We start from the raw sequence: 14,212 nt of genomic DNA on the forward strand, positions 1-14,212 counted from the left end.
GGGGTCACACCTGGTTCACGGCTCGACGCGCTGGCCCTTGCCGATCACCACGATGCCGTTGTCGGAGACGGTGTAGCGCTGCCGGTCCTTCTCCAGGTCGACACCGATCTCCGCGCCCTCAGGAACGAAGACGTTCTTGTCCAGGATGGCCCGGCGGACCACGGCGTGCCGGCCGATCTCGACGCCCTCCATCAGCACCGCGCCGTCCACGTGCGCCCAGGAGTGGACCTTGACCTTCGGCGACACGATCGAGTTCTCCACCAGCGAGCCGGAGATCACCGCGCCGGGCGAGACCATCGAGCCGACCGCCCGGCCGACCCGCTCGCCCCACTGGTGGACGAACTTCGCTGGAGGGTACGGCGGCTGGTTGCTGTAGATCGGCCAGTCGAAGTTGTAGAGGTTGAACACCGGGTGCACGTTGATCAGGTCCATGTGGGCGTCGTAGAAGGAGTCCAGCGTCCCCACGTCCCGCCAGTAGCCGCGGTCCCGGTCGGTGCTGCCGGGCACCTCGTTGTCCTTGAAGTCGTAGACGTTGGCCTCGCCCCGCTCCACCAGCATCGGGATGATGCTGCCGCCCATGTCGTGCTTGCTGGTCTTGTCCTCCGCGTCCCGCTCGACCGCCTCGCAGAGGGCGCCGGTGCTGAACACGTAGTTGCCCATCGAGGCGTAGATCTGGTCCGGGGCGTCGGGAAGGCCGACCGCGTCGGTGGGCTTCTCGCGGAACGCCCGGATCCGCCGGCCGTCCTCGCCGACCTCGATCACCCCGAACTGGTCGGCCATCGACAGCGGCTGCCGGATGCCGGCCACGGTCACGCCGGCGCCGGAGGCGATGTGGTCGTCCACCATCTGCCGGGGGTCCATCCGGTAGATGTGGTCGGCCCCGAAGACGATCACGTAGTCGGGCTGCTCGTCGTTGATCAGGTTGAAGCTCTGGTAGATCGCGTCGGCGGACCCGGCGAACCACCACGGGCCGCGGCGCTGCTGCGCCGGCACCGGCGTGACGTAGTTGCCGAGCATCGTCGACATCCGCCAGGTCTGGGTGATGTGCCGGTCCAGCGAGTGGGACTTGTACTGGGTCAGCACGACGATCTTGAGAAAGCCCGCGTTCGCCAGGTTGGACAGGACGAAGTCGACCATGCGGTACATCCCGCCGAACGGGACGGCCGGCTTGGCCCGGTCCGTGGTGAGCGGCATGAGGCGCTTGCCTTCTCCGCCGGCGAGGACGATCGCGAGCACCTTGGCAGCCATGTCCCGACGCTATCCATCCCGCTGCGACTTCACCACTCGTACGGGCACAGTTCTGCACTAGGGTGCGGGGGCATGACGGAATCGGCACGGCTGCGCGTGGATCTGCTGACCCGGGAGTACCCGCCCGAGGTGTACGGCGGCGCCGGGGTGCACGTCGAGTACCTGGCCCGGGAGCTGCGCCGACTCGCCGACGTACGGGTGCACTGCTTCGGCGCGCCGCGCACCGAGCCGGGCGTCACCGCGTACGCCGAACCGGCCGGCCTGGCCGGCGCGAACGCCGCGCTGCGCACCATGGGCGTCGACCTGGAGATGGCCGCGGGCTGCGCCGGCACCGACGTGGTGCACAGCCACACCTGGTACGCCAACCTGGCCGGGCACACCGCGAAGCTGCTGCACGGCGTGCCGCACGTGGTGACCGCGCACAGCCTGGAGCCGCTGCGGCCGTGGAAGGCCGAACAGCTCGGCGGCGGGTACGCGCTCTCGTCCTGGTGCGAGCGCACGGCGGTGGAGGCGGCCGACGCGATCATCGCGGTCAGCGCGGGGATGCGCCGCGACGTCCTCACCGCGTACCCGGAGGTGAACCCGGACCGGGTCCGCGTGGTCTACAACGGCATCGACACCGCCCAGTACGCCCCGGACACCGCCACCGACGTCGTCGACCGGCTCGGCATCGACCCGTCCCGCCCCAGCGTGGTCTACGTCGGCCGGATCACCCGGCAGAAGGGACTGCCCTACCTGCTGCGCGCGGCCCGGGAGCTGCCCGCCGACACCCAGCTGGTGCTGCTCGCCGGCGCCCCGGACACCCCGGAGATCGCCGCCGAGGTCGAGGGCCTGGTCGGCGAGCTGCGAGCCAACCGCTCCGGGGTCATCTGGGTGGCCGAGATGCTGCCCAAGCACGAGGTGATCCAGGTGCTCACGCACGCGACGATCTTCGTCTGCCCGTCCGTCTACGAGCCGATGGGCATCGTCAACCTGGAGGCGATGGCCTGCGAGACGGCCGTGGTGGCGACCGCCACCGGCGGCATCCCCGAGGTGGTCGCCGACGGCGAGACCGGGCTGCTGGTACCGATCGAGCAGGCCGGCGACGGCTCCGGCCGGCCGCTGGAGCCGGAGCGGTTCGTGGCCGACCTGGCGGCCCGGATCAACGAGGTGCTGGCCGACCCGGCGCGCGCCGCCGAGCTCGGCCGGGCCGGGCGGCGGCGGGCGGTGGAGCACTTCTCCTGGGACGCCGTCGCGGCCCGCACCATGGAGGTGTACCGGTCGGTGGGCGCCGCAGGCTGACCCGAGCGCGAAGCGATCTCGGGCAGTAGGTTGGCGGGGTGAGCGGACGGTTCCCGATCGAAGACGTCTCCCCCGTCGTCGCCTGCGGTCGCTATCCGGCCAAGGCGGTGGTCGGCGAGGTGGTGCCCGTGTCGGCCCGCGCCTACCGGGAGGGGCACGACGCGCTCGGCTGCAACGTGGTCTGGCTCGGCCCGGACGGCGCGGCGCGACCCTTCACCAGGATGCGCCCCGGCGAGCCGGGCCAGGACACCTGGCACGCCACCATCCGGCCCGACGCGGTCGGCGACTGGGTCTTCACCGTCGAGGCGTTCCAGGACCCCTACCTCACCTGGCAGAACGCGGTGACCAAGAAGATCGCCGCCGGGCAGGGGCCGGCGGAACTGGCCAACGACCTCGCCGAGGGCGCCCGGGTGCTGACGGCGGCGGCCGAGCTGGTGCCCGCCGCCGAGGTCGTGCGGGTGAAGGCCGCCGTGGCCGCGCTGCGCGACACCGGGCTGGACCTGCCCCACCGGGTCGCCCCGGCGCTGGAGCTGGCCGACCTGCTCTGGGAGAACCCGGTGCGCGAGCTGGTCACCACCGGCGAGGAGCACCGGCTCTGGGTGGACCGCCCCCGCGCGCTCTTCTCCGCCTGGTACGAGTTCTTCCCCCGCTCCGAGGGCGCGATCCCGGCCACCGTCGACTCCCCGGCCCGCTCGGGCACCTTCGTCACCGCGATGGAGCGGCTTCCGGGCGTCGCGGCGATGGGCTTCGACGTGCTCTACCTGCCGCCGATCCACCCGATCGGCCGGGTCAACCGCAAGGGCCCCAACAACTCGCTCACCGCCGGGCCCGACGACGTGGGCTCGCCGTGGGCGATCGGCGCCGCCGAGGGCGGCCACGACGCCATCCACCCCGACCTGGGTACGCCGGAGGACTTCCGCGACTTCGTCGCGGCCGCCGCCGAGCAGGGCCTGGAGGTGGCGATGGACCTGGCGTTGCAGTGCGCGCCGGACCACCCCTGGGTGACCGAGCACCCGGAGTGGTTCACCACCCGGGCCGACGGCAGCATCGCGTACGCGGAGAACCCGCCGAAGAAGTACCAGGACATCTACCCGCTGAACTTCGACAACGACCCGGAGGGGATCCGGGCCGAGGTGTTGCGGGTGGTGCTGCACTGGGTCGGCGAGGGAATCCGGATCTTCCGGGTGGACAACCCGCACACCAAGCCGTTCGACTTCTGGCACTGGTTGATCGCCGAGGTCAAGAAGGTCGACCCGGACGTGCTCTTCCTCGCCGAGGCGTTCACCCGACCGGCCATCATGCACGGGCTGGGCAAGATCGGCTTCACCCAGTCGTACACGTACTTCACCTGGCGCACGTCGGCGGCGGAGATGCGGGCGTACTGCGAGGAACTGGTCGCCGCGGCCGACTACATGCGACCGAACTTCTGGCCCAACACCCCGGACATCCTGCACTCCTCGTTGCAGCACGGCGGCCCACCGATGTTCAAGATCCGGGCGGTGCTGGCCGCGCTGCTCTCCCCCTCCTGGGGCGTGTACGCCGGGTTCGAGCTCTTCGAGCACGTCGCCCGCCCCGGCGCCGAGGAGTACCTGGACAACGAGAAGTACGAGCTGCGCCCCCGGGACTGGGCCGGCGCGCAGGCGCAGGGCCGCTCGCTGGCGCCGTTCATCGCCACCCTCAACCGGGTACGCCGGGACAACCCCGCCCTGCACCAGCTGCGCAACCTGCGCTTCCACGACATCGACAACCCGGCGCTGCTCTGCTGGTCCAAACACGACCCGGACAGCGGCAACACCGTCATCGTGGTCTGCTCGTTCGACTCCCGCAGCGTGCAGTGGGGCAACACCACCCTCGACATGCCCGCCCTCGGCCTCGACTGGCACGAGCGGTTCACCGTCCACGACGAACTGACCGGCGCCGGCTACGAGTGGGGGCAGCGCAACGCCGTCCGCCTCGACCCGTATCTTCAGCCCGCCCACGTGTTGACGGTGCGCCGCCCGGCCGCCGCGGCCGCGGCGGAGCCCACCGGGCACGCCCCGGCCGACCTCACCGTCGCCGACGTGCCGACCGACCTTTCGGGCGGCACCGCCCCGACCGCTCCCGCCCCGGAGGACGCGCGATGGACCAGCTGATCGCCGGCGAGACCCACGACCCGCACGCCCTGCTCGGCGCGCACCCCGCCGACGGGTGGACCACCATCCGCGCCATGCGCCGGGGTGCCGGCGACGTGATGCTGCTGGTCGGCGACGAGCGGCACCCGATGAAGCGGGTGCACGACGTCGGCGTCTTCGAGACCCGGGTCGAGGGCACCGTGCTCGACTACCGGATCGAGGCCGACGGGCAGGTCACCGACGACCCGTACCGGTACCCGCCGACCATCGGCGAGCTGGACCTGCACCTGATCGGCGAGGGGCGCCACGAGCGGCTCTGGGAGGCGCTCGGCGCGCGGGTCTTCGACGAGGGCGTGGCGTTCTCGGTGTGGGCGCCCAACGCCCGGGGTGTGCGGGTGGTCGGCGACTTCACCGGTTGGGGCCCGGACGACGGCTGGCCGATGCGCTCGCTCGGTTCCAGCGGCGTGTGGGAGATCTTCGTGCCGCAGGCGCGGATCGGCGCCCGGTACAAGTACCGGATCCTCGGCGCCGACGGGCGGTGGCGGGACAAGGCCGACCCGCTGGCCGCGTACGCGGAGGTGCCGCCGGCCACGGCCTCGGTGGTGCACCACTCGACGTACGAGTGGTCAGACGCCGTCTGGCTGGAGCGGCGGGCCCGACGGCAGCCGCACCAGGAGCCGATGAGCGTGTACGAGGTGCACCTCGGCTCCTGGCGGCCCGGCCTGGGTTACCGGGAACTGGCCGAGCAGCTGACCGCGTACGTCACCGAGATGGGCTTCACCCACGTGGAGTTCCTGCCGGTGATGGAGCACCCGTTCGGCGGGTCGTGGGGCTACCAGGTCACCGGCTACTTCGCGCCGACCTCCCGCTTCGGCGACCCGGACGACTTCCGCCACCTGGTCGACCGGCTGCACGGCGCCGGCATCGGCGTGATCCTGGACTGGGTGCCGGCGCACTTCCCCAAGGACGAGTGGGCGCTGGCGCGCTTCGACGGCACCCCGCTGTACGAGCACGCCGACCCGCGGCGCGGCGAGCACCCCGACTGGGGCACGTACGTCTTCGACTTCGGCCGCCGCGAGGTACGCAACTTCCTCGTCGCCAACGCGCTCTACTGGTGCGAGGAGTTCCACGTCGACGGCCTGCGGGTGGACGCCGTCGCCTCGATGCTCTACCTGGACTACTCCCGCCAGGAGGGGCAGTGGGCCCCGAACGTGCACGGCGGCCGGGAGAACCTGGAGGCGATCGCGTTCCTCCAGGAGGTCAACGCCACCGTCTACAAGCACCACGCCGGTGTGGTGATGGTCGCCGAGGAGTCCACCGCCTGGCCCGGGGTGACCCGGCCGACCGCCGACGGCGGGCTCGGCTTCGGGTTCAAGTGGAACATGGGCTGGATGCACGACACCCTGCTCTACACCTCCAAGGACCCGATCTACCGGCAGCACCACCACCATCAGCTCACCTTCTCCCTGGCCTACGCCTGGAGCGAGAACTACGTGCTGCCGATCAGCCACGACGAGGTGGTGCACGGCAAGGGTTCGCTCGCCGCCAAGATGCCCGGCGACACCTGGCAGCGGCTGGCCAACGTGCGGGCGCTGCTGGCGTACATGTGGGCGCACCCGGGCAAGCAACTGCTCTTCATGGGCTGCGAACTGGCCGACGACCGGGAGTGGAGCGAGGAGCGCGGCCTCGACTGGTACCTGACCCACGACCCGGCCCGGGCCGGCGTGCAACGCCTCATCGGGGACCTCAACACGGTCTACCGGGCGACGCCGGCACTCTGGGCGCAGGACACCGACCCGGCCGGCTTCCGGTGGATCGCCGGCGACGACGTCGCCCACAACACCGTCTCCTTCGTCCGGATCGCCCCCGACGGCGCGACGCTGGTCTGCGTGGCGAACTTCTCCGCGCTGCCGCTGGAGGACTACCGGATCGGGTTGCCGGCCGGCGGCACCTGGACCGAGGTGATCAACACCGACGCCCACCACTACGGCGGCTCCGGGGTCGGCAACCTCGGCGCGGTACACGCGCAGGACGTGCCGTGGCACGGGATGCCGGCGTCGGTGCCGCTGCGGGTGCCGCCGCTGGGCGTGCTCTGGCTCCGCCGCGATTGACCGCGCCGTTCCCGGGTCGGCTGGTCGTTACCCGCCCGCCTCTCGTTTCCCGCCCGCGTCGCAAGGATCGGCGCGGTTCGTCGGACTCGTCGCCTCCGTCGCGGGACAGTCACCCGGCTCGCGGGCCGGTCGGTCGCGTCGCGGGCCGGTCGGTCAGGTCGCGGGTTGGTCGGTCAGGTCGCGGGTTGGTCAGGTCGCGGGCCGGTCAGTCAGCTCGCGGGCGGGTTGGTCAGGTCGCCGCCGGGGAGACATGTTCGTGGTGAGCGATATGCCTGTGAGTCATAAATATGCCTCAGAGTCATATCGCTCAGCGCATCATCGACCAGGCATGCACTACTGGCCGTAGCCGGCAACGCCAAAACTCTCACCCTCCGTCGAACTTTGCGCCGCTGCCGTGCCGCGACGTGAACCGTCCCCGCAGTCGCCGCCGTATCCCGCATCGGATGCCGGACACCCGTGACGACGAGGCGGAGGAGCTTCGATGGCGTGGAGCAGGGGCACGACGAGTAGACAAAGGGTGACGGGCTCGTCCCGTCAGCGGAAGATCGCCGGCGGGGTCGCGCTCGCGGTGACGGCCGGCGCGGCCTTCGCGGTCGCGACCGGGACCGGTCAGGCGGCGGAAAACTGCCAGGGCCTGGACACGGCCCTGCGCAACAACCTGACCTTCATCGCGGGACAGCGGCAGAATCCGGACGCCAACTCGCCGGCCCGGATCGCCAACCGGCAGGCCGTGGTCGACCTGATCCAGCAGCGCCGCGCCGCCGCCGGCTGCGACGGCGACGTGGACGTCGCCGGGGCCGCCTGCCCGATGGTCCCGTGGGAGGTGGCCATGGCCACCCGCCTGGACCAGGCGTGGGCGATCACCGAGCAGCTGGCCGGGAAGCGGACCGGCCAGCTCGCCAACCCGCAGGCGACCCAGGCCCGGGTGCAGCGGCTCGACGGGATCTTCGGCGGCGTCCGCGACATCGTGCAGGGTGCGCAGCAGGCCCAGGCCGGGAAGGCCGCTCCCGGCGGGGACGCGGCCCCCGGCGGCGGCGCGGCTCCCGGCGCAGGCGCGGCGGCCGGCGAAGACGCGGCTCCCGGCGAAGGCGCGGCTCCCGGCGCAGGTGCGGCGGGCGGCGGCGGCGCGGCGCGGGCGGCCGGGATCATCGACGCTGTGGGTGGGCTGCTAGGGCAGATCGCCGACATCATCGAGGCCGCCAGGGCTCGCCAGCAGGCCGGCGCCGGAGAGCAGGGGGCCGGTGGGCAGCAGGCCGGCGAGCAACAGGGCGCAGGGCAGCAGGCGGCCGGCGGACAGCAGGCCGCAGGTGAGCAGGAGGCCGGCGGGCAGGAGGCGGGCGCCGAGCAGGCCGCCGGCCAGCAGGCGGGGAACGCCGGCGGCCAGAAGGCCGGAAACGCGGGCGGCCAGAAGGCCGGGAACACGGGCGGTCAAAAGGCTGGGAACACGGGCGGCCAGAAGGCGGCGAATGCCGGCGGGCAGGTCGCCGACCGGATCCAGCAGATCCGCGTCCGGATCCAGCAACTGCGGGCGATCGTGCAGCAGGTGCGGGAGGCCCGGCAGGCCGCGCGCGACCAGGCCGCAGCCGAGGACCAGGCGCAGAACGAGGCCGGGGCACAGAACCAGAACGAAGCCGGGAACCAGAACGAGGCCGACGACCAGGCCGACGCACAGAACCAGGCCGGAGCCGAGAACCAGGCTGGCGCCCACGACCAGAGCGGCGCAGCAGACCAGGCCGGAGCTGAGGATCAGGCCGGGGCACAGGATCAGGCCGGAGCGCAGGACCAGGCCGGAGCCGAGGACCAAGCCGGAGCCGAGGACCAGGCCGGAGCCGAGGACCAAGCCGGAGCCGAGGACCAGGCCGGAGCCGAGGACCAGGGCGCGGGCAATGCCGGTTCGGTCTATATGGTGGCCGATCCGAGTGCGCCGGGCTGCGCCGACGCAGCCGGGGAAAAGTCCGGCGGGTCCGCCGCCGACGGCGGGACGGCCGACACCGGCACGGGTGCGGGTGCCGACGGCCGCAAGGCCGGCACGGTCAGCGGGTCACGCACGGACTAAGGACGGCGGTGGGCGCGGCCTGGTCGGGCGTACGTCAGACCAGGCCCGCGTCCCGCAGCAGCTTCCAGAGCCCGGCGCCGTCCGGCGCGGAGAGCCACTTCTGCCCCACCGGGCCGGACGAGGACTGACCGGCCGGGGCGGGCAGGCTACCGGCCAGCACCGACTGGGTCGGCGAGAGGCGGCGGATCGCCACCCCGGCGACGTTCTCCGGGTGGGCGGCGGCGAACTCGCGGTAGATCTCCTGGTCGTGCTGCCCGTCGTCGCCGATCAACAGCCAGCGCACCTCGGGGAACTCCCGGGCCAGTCGGGCCAGGGTGGCCCGCTTGTGCTCCCGGCCGCTGCGGAACCACCGGTCGGCGGTCGGCCCCCAGTCGGTCAGCAGCAGCGGGCCGGCCGGGTAGAGGTGCCGGGAGAGGAACCGGGTCAGCGTCGGCGCGACGTTCCACGCCCCGGTGGAGAGGTAGAAGACCGGCGCGCCCGGGTGGGCGGTGGCCAGCCGCTCGTAGAGCACCGCCATGCCGGGCACCGCGGCCCGGGCGTGCTCGTCCAGCACGAAGGTGTTCCAGGCGGCGAGCAGCGGCCGGGGCAGCGCGGTCACCATGACCGTGTCGTCGATGTCGGAGAGGATGCCGAACCGGACCTCCGGGTCGAGGATCCGCACCAACGCCTCGGCCGGCTCGGCGTCGGCGACGCTGAGGCGTACCGAGGACCAGCCGGGGGTGAAGTCGCCTTCGACGACGGTGTCGACGAAGCCGCTCCGGTCGGCCTGCGCCTCGTGGGTGACCCCACCCGCCTCGATGGTCACCTTGACGTGCTTGGCCGGCAGGGTGGTGAAGCTGCGCCAGCCGCGTACCTTGTCCAGCCGGCCCCGCTGCCGGGTGTCCGGGCGGCCGAGCAGCACCCGGCAGAGCACCCGCGCCCAGCCCGGCGCGCCGTAGCCGGCGTACGCGACGATGTTGGCCTGCCAGCCGGTGCGGCGCAGGCGACGCTCCACCAGCTGGTGCACGGCGTCCTCGAGCCGCGCGGCTCGGTGCAGGTTCGGTACGGCCAGCTGGCCTGCGGGAGTGGGTGGCACGCTGCAACCCTGCCACACGTGGGCGGAAGCGGCCACGCGAGAGACGCCCGGCTCCCGGGATCCGCCCCGGGCGTCCGGTACGGCGTGAAACACTCCGGTCGGGACGACGACGGGGGCGTTGGTCGTGTCGACATCAGGATCGCAGGACCACGCGGAGCGGCCGCGGCTCGACCGGCCGGCGCTCGTCGCGCTGCTGCTCGGGGCGGTCGGGGTGGTTTACCGGCTGGTGCTGACCCTGCTGACCGTGCCCCCGTCGAACAGCGACGAGGCCACCTTCGGGCTCGCCGCCCTGCACATCGCCGCCGGCCGGGAGCGCCCGGTGTTCCTCTACGGGCAGCACTACATGGGCATGGCCGAGGCGTACCTGGCGGCGCCGCTGGTGGCGCTGGCCGGTCCGAGCTGGCCGGTGCTGCGGCTGCCGCTGCTGGTGCTGTACGCGCTCTTCCTCTGGTTGTCGTACCGGCTGACCCGTCGGCTCTACTCGCCCTGGTTCGCCACCTTCGTGGTGGGTCTGCTGGTGCTCGGCACCGAACGGGTGGTGCGTGACCAGTTGACCGTGGTGGGCGGCCGGCCCGAGGTAAAACCGGCGGTGCTGGCGATGCTGCTGATCGCGGTGGCGCTGGCCCAGGACCGGGTGCCGCGCCGGTGGGCCGCGATCGGCCTGGCCGGGCTGCTGGCCGGGCTGGCGCTCTGGTCGGACTGGCTGATCGTGCCGTACCTGGCGGTGGCCGGGCTGCTGCTGCTCTACGCCGCCCGCCGGGACCTGCTCGGCTGGCCGGGGCTGCTGCTGGTGGCCGGTTTCGCCGTCGGGGTGGCGCCGATGATCTGGGACAACCTTCTCGCGCCGCCCGGGTCGGACTCGCTGTCGGTGCTCCGTGAGATCAACTCCACCGGCGGCCCGCCGCCGCCCTGGTCGCTCCGGTTGCGCGGCGGTCTGCTGGAGGGGGTGCCGCTGGCCACCGGGCTCTGCCCGATCACCGGCTGCGCCCGCTGGCAGGAGTGGTTCGGCCTGCTCTACCCGGTGCTGCTGGCCGTCGCCGGGCTGCTCGCGCTGGTCGCGTACCGCCGGACCGCCGGCCTGCCCACGGCCCGGCGGGTCCGGCCGGTCGCGCAGCTCACCCTGGTCGTCGGCGCGGCGCTGACCCTGCTCGCGTACGTCCGCAGTCCGCTCACCGTGACGGACCCGCTGGGCAACGCCCGCTACCTGTCGGTGCTCCAGATCTCCCTGCCCGCGGTGCTCTGGCCGCTCTGGGCGGCGGCGGTGGCCTGCTGGCGGGGCACGGTCGGTGCGGCGGGCCGGCTGGCCGGGGCGACCGCGACCGCCGTGCTGGCCGGGCTGACCGCCACCGCCGTGGTGGCCACCGGGCTCTTCCTGACCGGGACGGAGGCGGCCCAGGACGAGGAGCGGCAGGCGCGGGAGCTGGCCGACGCGGTGCGCCGGACCGGGCTGCGCGAGGTGTACGGCGACTACTGGACCTGCAACCGGCTCACCTTCGCCACCGGCGAGCGGGTGGTCTGCGCGGTGCTCGACGGCGCGCTCACCCCCGGGCAAAACCGCTACCGGCCGTACTGGGAGCAGGTCGGCCGGGCGGAGCGGCCCGGGTACGTGGTGGAGGTCGGCTCCGCGGCGGACCGCCGGCTACGCCGCCTGCTCGGCGAGCGGGCCGACGCCGCCGCCCTGGTGGAGGTCGCCGGATATCGCGTGTACCACCCGCCGACCGCCGTGCGGCCGTGGCGCTGAGTCCGGCCCGTACGCTGGCGGCGTGCTCATCCTGCTGCCGCCCTCCGAGGGGAAGGCCGACACCGGCACGGGCCGGCGGCTCGACCTGACCCGGCTCTCCCTGCCCGAGCTGACCCCCGCCCGCCAGGAGGTGCTGGCCGCGCTGATCGCGCTGAGCGGTGGCGACGAGACGGCGGCGCTGGCCGCCCTCGGGCTCAGCGCCGGGCAGCGGGGTGAGCTGGCCCGCAACGCGCGGCTGGACCGGGCGGCGACCGCACCGGCGGGGCAGGTCTACACCGGGGTGCTCTACGAGGCGCTCGACCTGGCCTCGCTGCCGGCCCCGGCACAGCGGGCGGCGCGCCGGACCGTGCTGATCAGCTCCGGCCTCTGGGGCGCCGTGCGCCTCACCGACCGGATCCCGCCGTACCGCTGCCCGATCGGGGCGAAGCTGCCGGGGGTGGGGGCGCTGTCGGCGTACTGGCGTCGGGCGTTGGCCCCGGCGATGGCGGCGGCGGCCGGCGACGGGCCGGTGCTGGACCTGCGCTCCGGCGCGTACGCCGCCACCTGGACGCCGCGCGGCGAGCAGGCCGGCCGCACGGTGACGGTGCGGGTGCTGCACGAGCGGGAGACGCCGGCCGGGCCGACCCGCAGCGTGGTCAGCCACTTCAACAAGGCCACCAAGGGCCGGCTGGTCCGCGACCTGCTGATGGCCGGCGCCCGGCCGCGCACCGCCGCCGGGCTGGTCACCGCGCTGCGTGACCTCAAGTACACGGTCGAGGAGCAGCCGACGCCGCCCGGGCGCCCCCGGCAGCTCGACGTGGTGGTCACCGAGCTCTGACGAGCCGCAAGATTTCCTCAAGGCTGGGCCGGATCGGTGGAACCCGGCCGGCGCGCGGGTGACGGTATGGGGACCCCCGACGCCGACAAGGAGCGGTCCGATGGCCCCGCAACCCACTGTGCTCGACCGGCCCCGTGTTCCGCCGCCCCCGCCGCCGATGGACTGGCTCACCCTGGGCGACGCGTTCGAGGTGGCCTGCCTGGTCCGCTGCACACCCCCACCCGCCGCCGAGCGCGGCCCGATCGAGCCGTACCGGCCGGTGGAGTTCAACCGGGAGGACGCCGCGCTGCGGATGCGGCAACTGCTCAACCGGCTGGACGTGCCGGTGGAGCACGAGGTGGTCAGCGGTGGCCTGCGCCGCCGCTACGAGCTGCACCGGCTGCACGTACCCCGGGACCACCGGGCGGCGTACGCGGAGTTGCGTGAGTCGGGCTGGCGGCGGGGCCGCCGTGAGCTGCTGGGCGGGCCGGCCCCCGGCGCGTCGACGGCTCGGGCGGCCTGGCGCTCCCGGCTGGCCGCGGCGGCCTGGCGGTCGGCGCTGCTGGCCGGCGGCCGGCACGTGCGCCGGCACATCCTGGGGATCCGGCTGACCGACCGGGAGCTGGCCGCCGTGCTGGTCCGGAGCGCCGCCCTGCTGGACGTGCCGGCCCTGCTCCGGCCGGGCGCCGGCTGCTTCGTGGTCAGCGTCGCCGACGGCCCGGACCGGCTCCGGATCATGGACCGCGCGGCGCTCGCCCCGGCCCGCTGACCCGGTACGCCGACCGCCCCGGGCTTGCGCCCAGGGCAGTGCGCGGCGCAGAGTGCTGCGCGTGAGCCGTTGCTGGTCTGTCCCCGGCCGGCGGCGTGCCGCCGCCCCGGCGGCGCTGCTGATGCTGCTGCTCGTGTCGACGGGCGGGCTGGCTGCCTGCCGCGATTCTCCGCCCGAGCCGGTGCCGATCCGGATCGCCACCGGCAGCGCGACGGCCGTGTACCACGCCTTCGGCCAGTCGCTGGCCGCCATCCTCAACCGGGAGCTGCCCGGGGTGCGGGCCAGCGTGGTGGTCACCGCCGCCTCCGCCGAGAACATGCGGCTGGTCGGCGCGGGTGCGGCCGAACTCGGCTTCACCCAGGCCGACGTGCTGCCCACCGGGCCCGCCTCGCACCCGTCGGTGCTCGCGGTGGCCCGGGTCTACGACGACCTGCTGCACCTGGTCACCACCGCCGGCGGCCCGGTCCGGACGGTCGCCGACCTGCGCGGTCGGCGGGTGTCGGTGGGCGCGCCGGGCTCCGGCACCGAGGTCACCGCGACCCGGCTGCTGGAGGTGGCCCGGCTCGGCGGCGACCGGGTCCAGCAGAAGCACCTCAACCTGGACGACTCGGTGGCCGCGCTGCGGGCCGGCGAGATCGACGCGTTCTTCTTCTCCGGCGGGCTGCCGGTGCGCGCCGTGCGCGAGCTGACCGCCGACTCGGCCACCCGGGTCGTCGACCTCGGCGAGTGGACCGAGCCGCTGCGCCGCAGCTACCGCGAGGTGTACGTGTCGCGGGACATCCCGCGCTCGGTGTACCACCTCGACCCGGTCACCACGGTGGCCAACCCGAACTACCTGATCGTCCGGGCGGACCTGCCGGAGCCGCTGGTGCGGGAGGTGACCCGGCTGCTGATGGAGCGCCGGGCCGAGCTGGCTGCGGCCCATCCGGCGGCCGGCCGGATGAGTCCCCGCTCGGCGATCGCCACCGCGCCGCTGCCGCTGCACCCGGGCGCGGCGGGCTGGTACCGCTCCGTCAAACCCTGA

10 protein-coding genes are annotated in these 14,212 nt (G+C 73.7%); 8 read left to right on the plus strand and 2 right to left on the minus strand.

Translation table 11 applies throughout. The features are described from left to right. Positions 1 to 15: 15 nt before the first annotated feature. Positions 16 to 1,248, minus strand: a complete 1,233-nt coding sequence (glgC, locus tag FHX75_RS10415; protein WP_154938456.1) for a glucose-1-phosphate adenylyltransferase — start codon at positions 1,246 to 1,248, stop codon at positions 16 to 18. A gap of 72 nt (positions 1,249 to 1,320) precedes the next feature. On the opposite strand from glgC, the gene glgA reads away from it, so the two are divergent. The 4 genes from glgA to FHX75_RS31165 all read left to right on the plus strand — a co-directional run bounded on the left by glgA (position 1,321) and on the right by FHX75_RS31165 (position 8,807). Continuing rightward, positions 1,321 to 2,529, plus strand: a complete 1,209-nt coding sequence (gene glgA / locus FHX75_RS10420; protein WP_154938458.1) for a glycogen synthase — start codon at positions 1,321 to 1,323, stop codon at positions 2,527 to 2,529. A gap of 38 nt (positions 2,530 to 2,567) precedes the next feature. After that, positions 2,568 to 4,661: an alpha-1,4-glucan--maltose-1-phosphate maltosyltransferase gene (locus tag FHX75_RS10425; RefSeq protein ID WP_154938460.1), complete on the plus strand. Its 2,094-nt coding sequence runs from the start codon at positions 2,568 to 2,570 to the stop codon at positions 4,659 to 4,661. Next, entirely contained in the window at positions 4,649 to 6,751 is a 2,103-nt protein-coding gene (gene glgB, locus FHX75_RS10430) for a 1,4-alpha-glucan branching protein GlgB (RefSeq protein ID WP_154938462.1), read from the plus strand. The genes FHX75_RS10425 and glgB overlap by 13 nt, the downstream gene beginning before the upstream one ends. Positions 6,752 to 7,268: 517 nt before the next feature. After that, entirely contained in the window at positions 7,269 to 8,807 is a 1,539-nt protein-coding gene (locus FHX75_RS31165; RefSeq protein ID WP_211364377.1) for a hypothetical protein, read from the plus strand. Between the two features lie 34 nt (positions 8,808 to 8,841). Here the strand turns inward: FHX75_RS31165 and FHX75_RS10450 are convergent, their stop codons facing one another. Next, positions 8,842 to 9,882 carry an App1 family protein phosphatidate phosphatase gene (locus FHX75_RS10450; protein WP_154938464.1) on the minus strand — a complete coding sequence of 347 codons (1,041 nt, stop codon included), beginning with the start codon at positions 9,880 to 9,882 and terminating at the stop codon, positions 8,842 to 8,844. 118 nt (positions 9,883 to 10,000) lie between these two features. On the opposite strand from FHX75_RS10450, the gene FHX75_RS10455 reads away from it, so the two are divergent. The 4 genes from FHX75_RS10455 to FHX75_RS10470 all read left to right on the plus strand — a co-directional run bounded on the left by FHX75_RS10455 (position 10,001) and on the right by FHX75_RS10470 (position 14,212). After that, positions 10,001 to 11,623, plus strand: coding sequence for a hypothetical protein (locus FHX75_RS10455; protein WP_246157827.1), 1,623 nt, complete (start codon positions 10,001 to 10,003; stop codon positions 11,621 to 11,623). 22 nt (positions 11,624 to 11,645) lie between these two features. Then, positions 11,646 to 12,440: a peroxide stress protein YaaA gene (gene yaaA / locus FHX75_RS10460; protein ID WP_154938469.1), complete on the plus strand. Its 795-nt coding sequence runs from the start codon at positions 11,646 to 11,648 to the stop codon at positions 12,438 to 12,440. 100 nt (positions 12,441 to 12,540) lie between these two features. Then, the gene (locus FHX75_RS10465; protein ID WP_154938471.1) at positions 12,541 to 13,188 is read left to right on the plus strand and encodes a hypothetical protein; all 648 of its coding nucleotides are present in this window, start codon (positions 12,541 to 12,543) and stop codon (positions 13,186 to 13,188) included. A gap of 61 nt (positions 13,189 to 13,249) precedes the next feature. Then, the gene (locus FHX75_RS10470; RefSeq protein ID WP_425463476.1) at positions 13,250 to 14,212 is read left to right on the plus strand and encodes a TAXI family TRAP transporter solute-binding subunit; all 963 of its coding nucleotides are present in this window, start codon (positions 13,250 to 13,252) and stop codon (positions 14,210 to 14,212) included.

Source organism: Micromonospora palomenae, from assembly GCF_007829925.1.
In the GTDB taxonomy this organism is placed as follows: Bacteria; Actinomycetota; Actinomycetes; order Mycobacteriales; family Micromonosporaceae; genus Micromonospora; species Micromonospora purpureochromogenes.

Coding starts and splice junctions, on each gene's coding strand:
- glgC (WP_154938456.1), bottom strand. CDS start 1,248: ATGGCTGCCAAGGTGCTCGCGATCGTCCTCGCCGGCGGAGAAGGCAAG.
- glgA (WP_154938458.1), top strand. CDS start 1,321: ATGACGGAATCGGCACGGCTGCGCGTGGATCTGCTGACCCGGGAGTAC.
- glgB (WP_154938462.1), top strand. CDS start 4,649: ATGGACCAGCTGATCGCCGGCGAGACCCACGACCCGCACGCCCTGCTC.
- FHX75_RS10465 (WP_154938471.1), top strand. CDS start 12,541: ATGGCCCCGCAACCCACTGTGCTCGACCGGCCCCGTGTTCCGCCGCCC.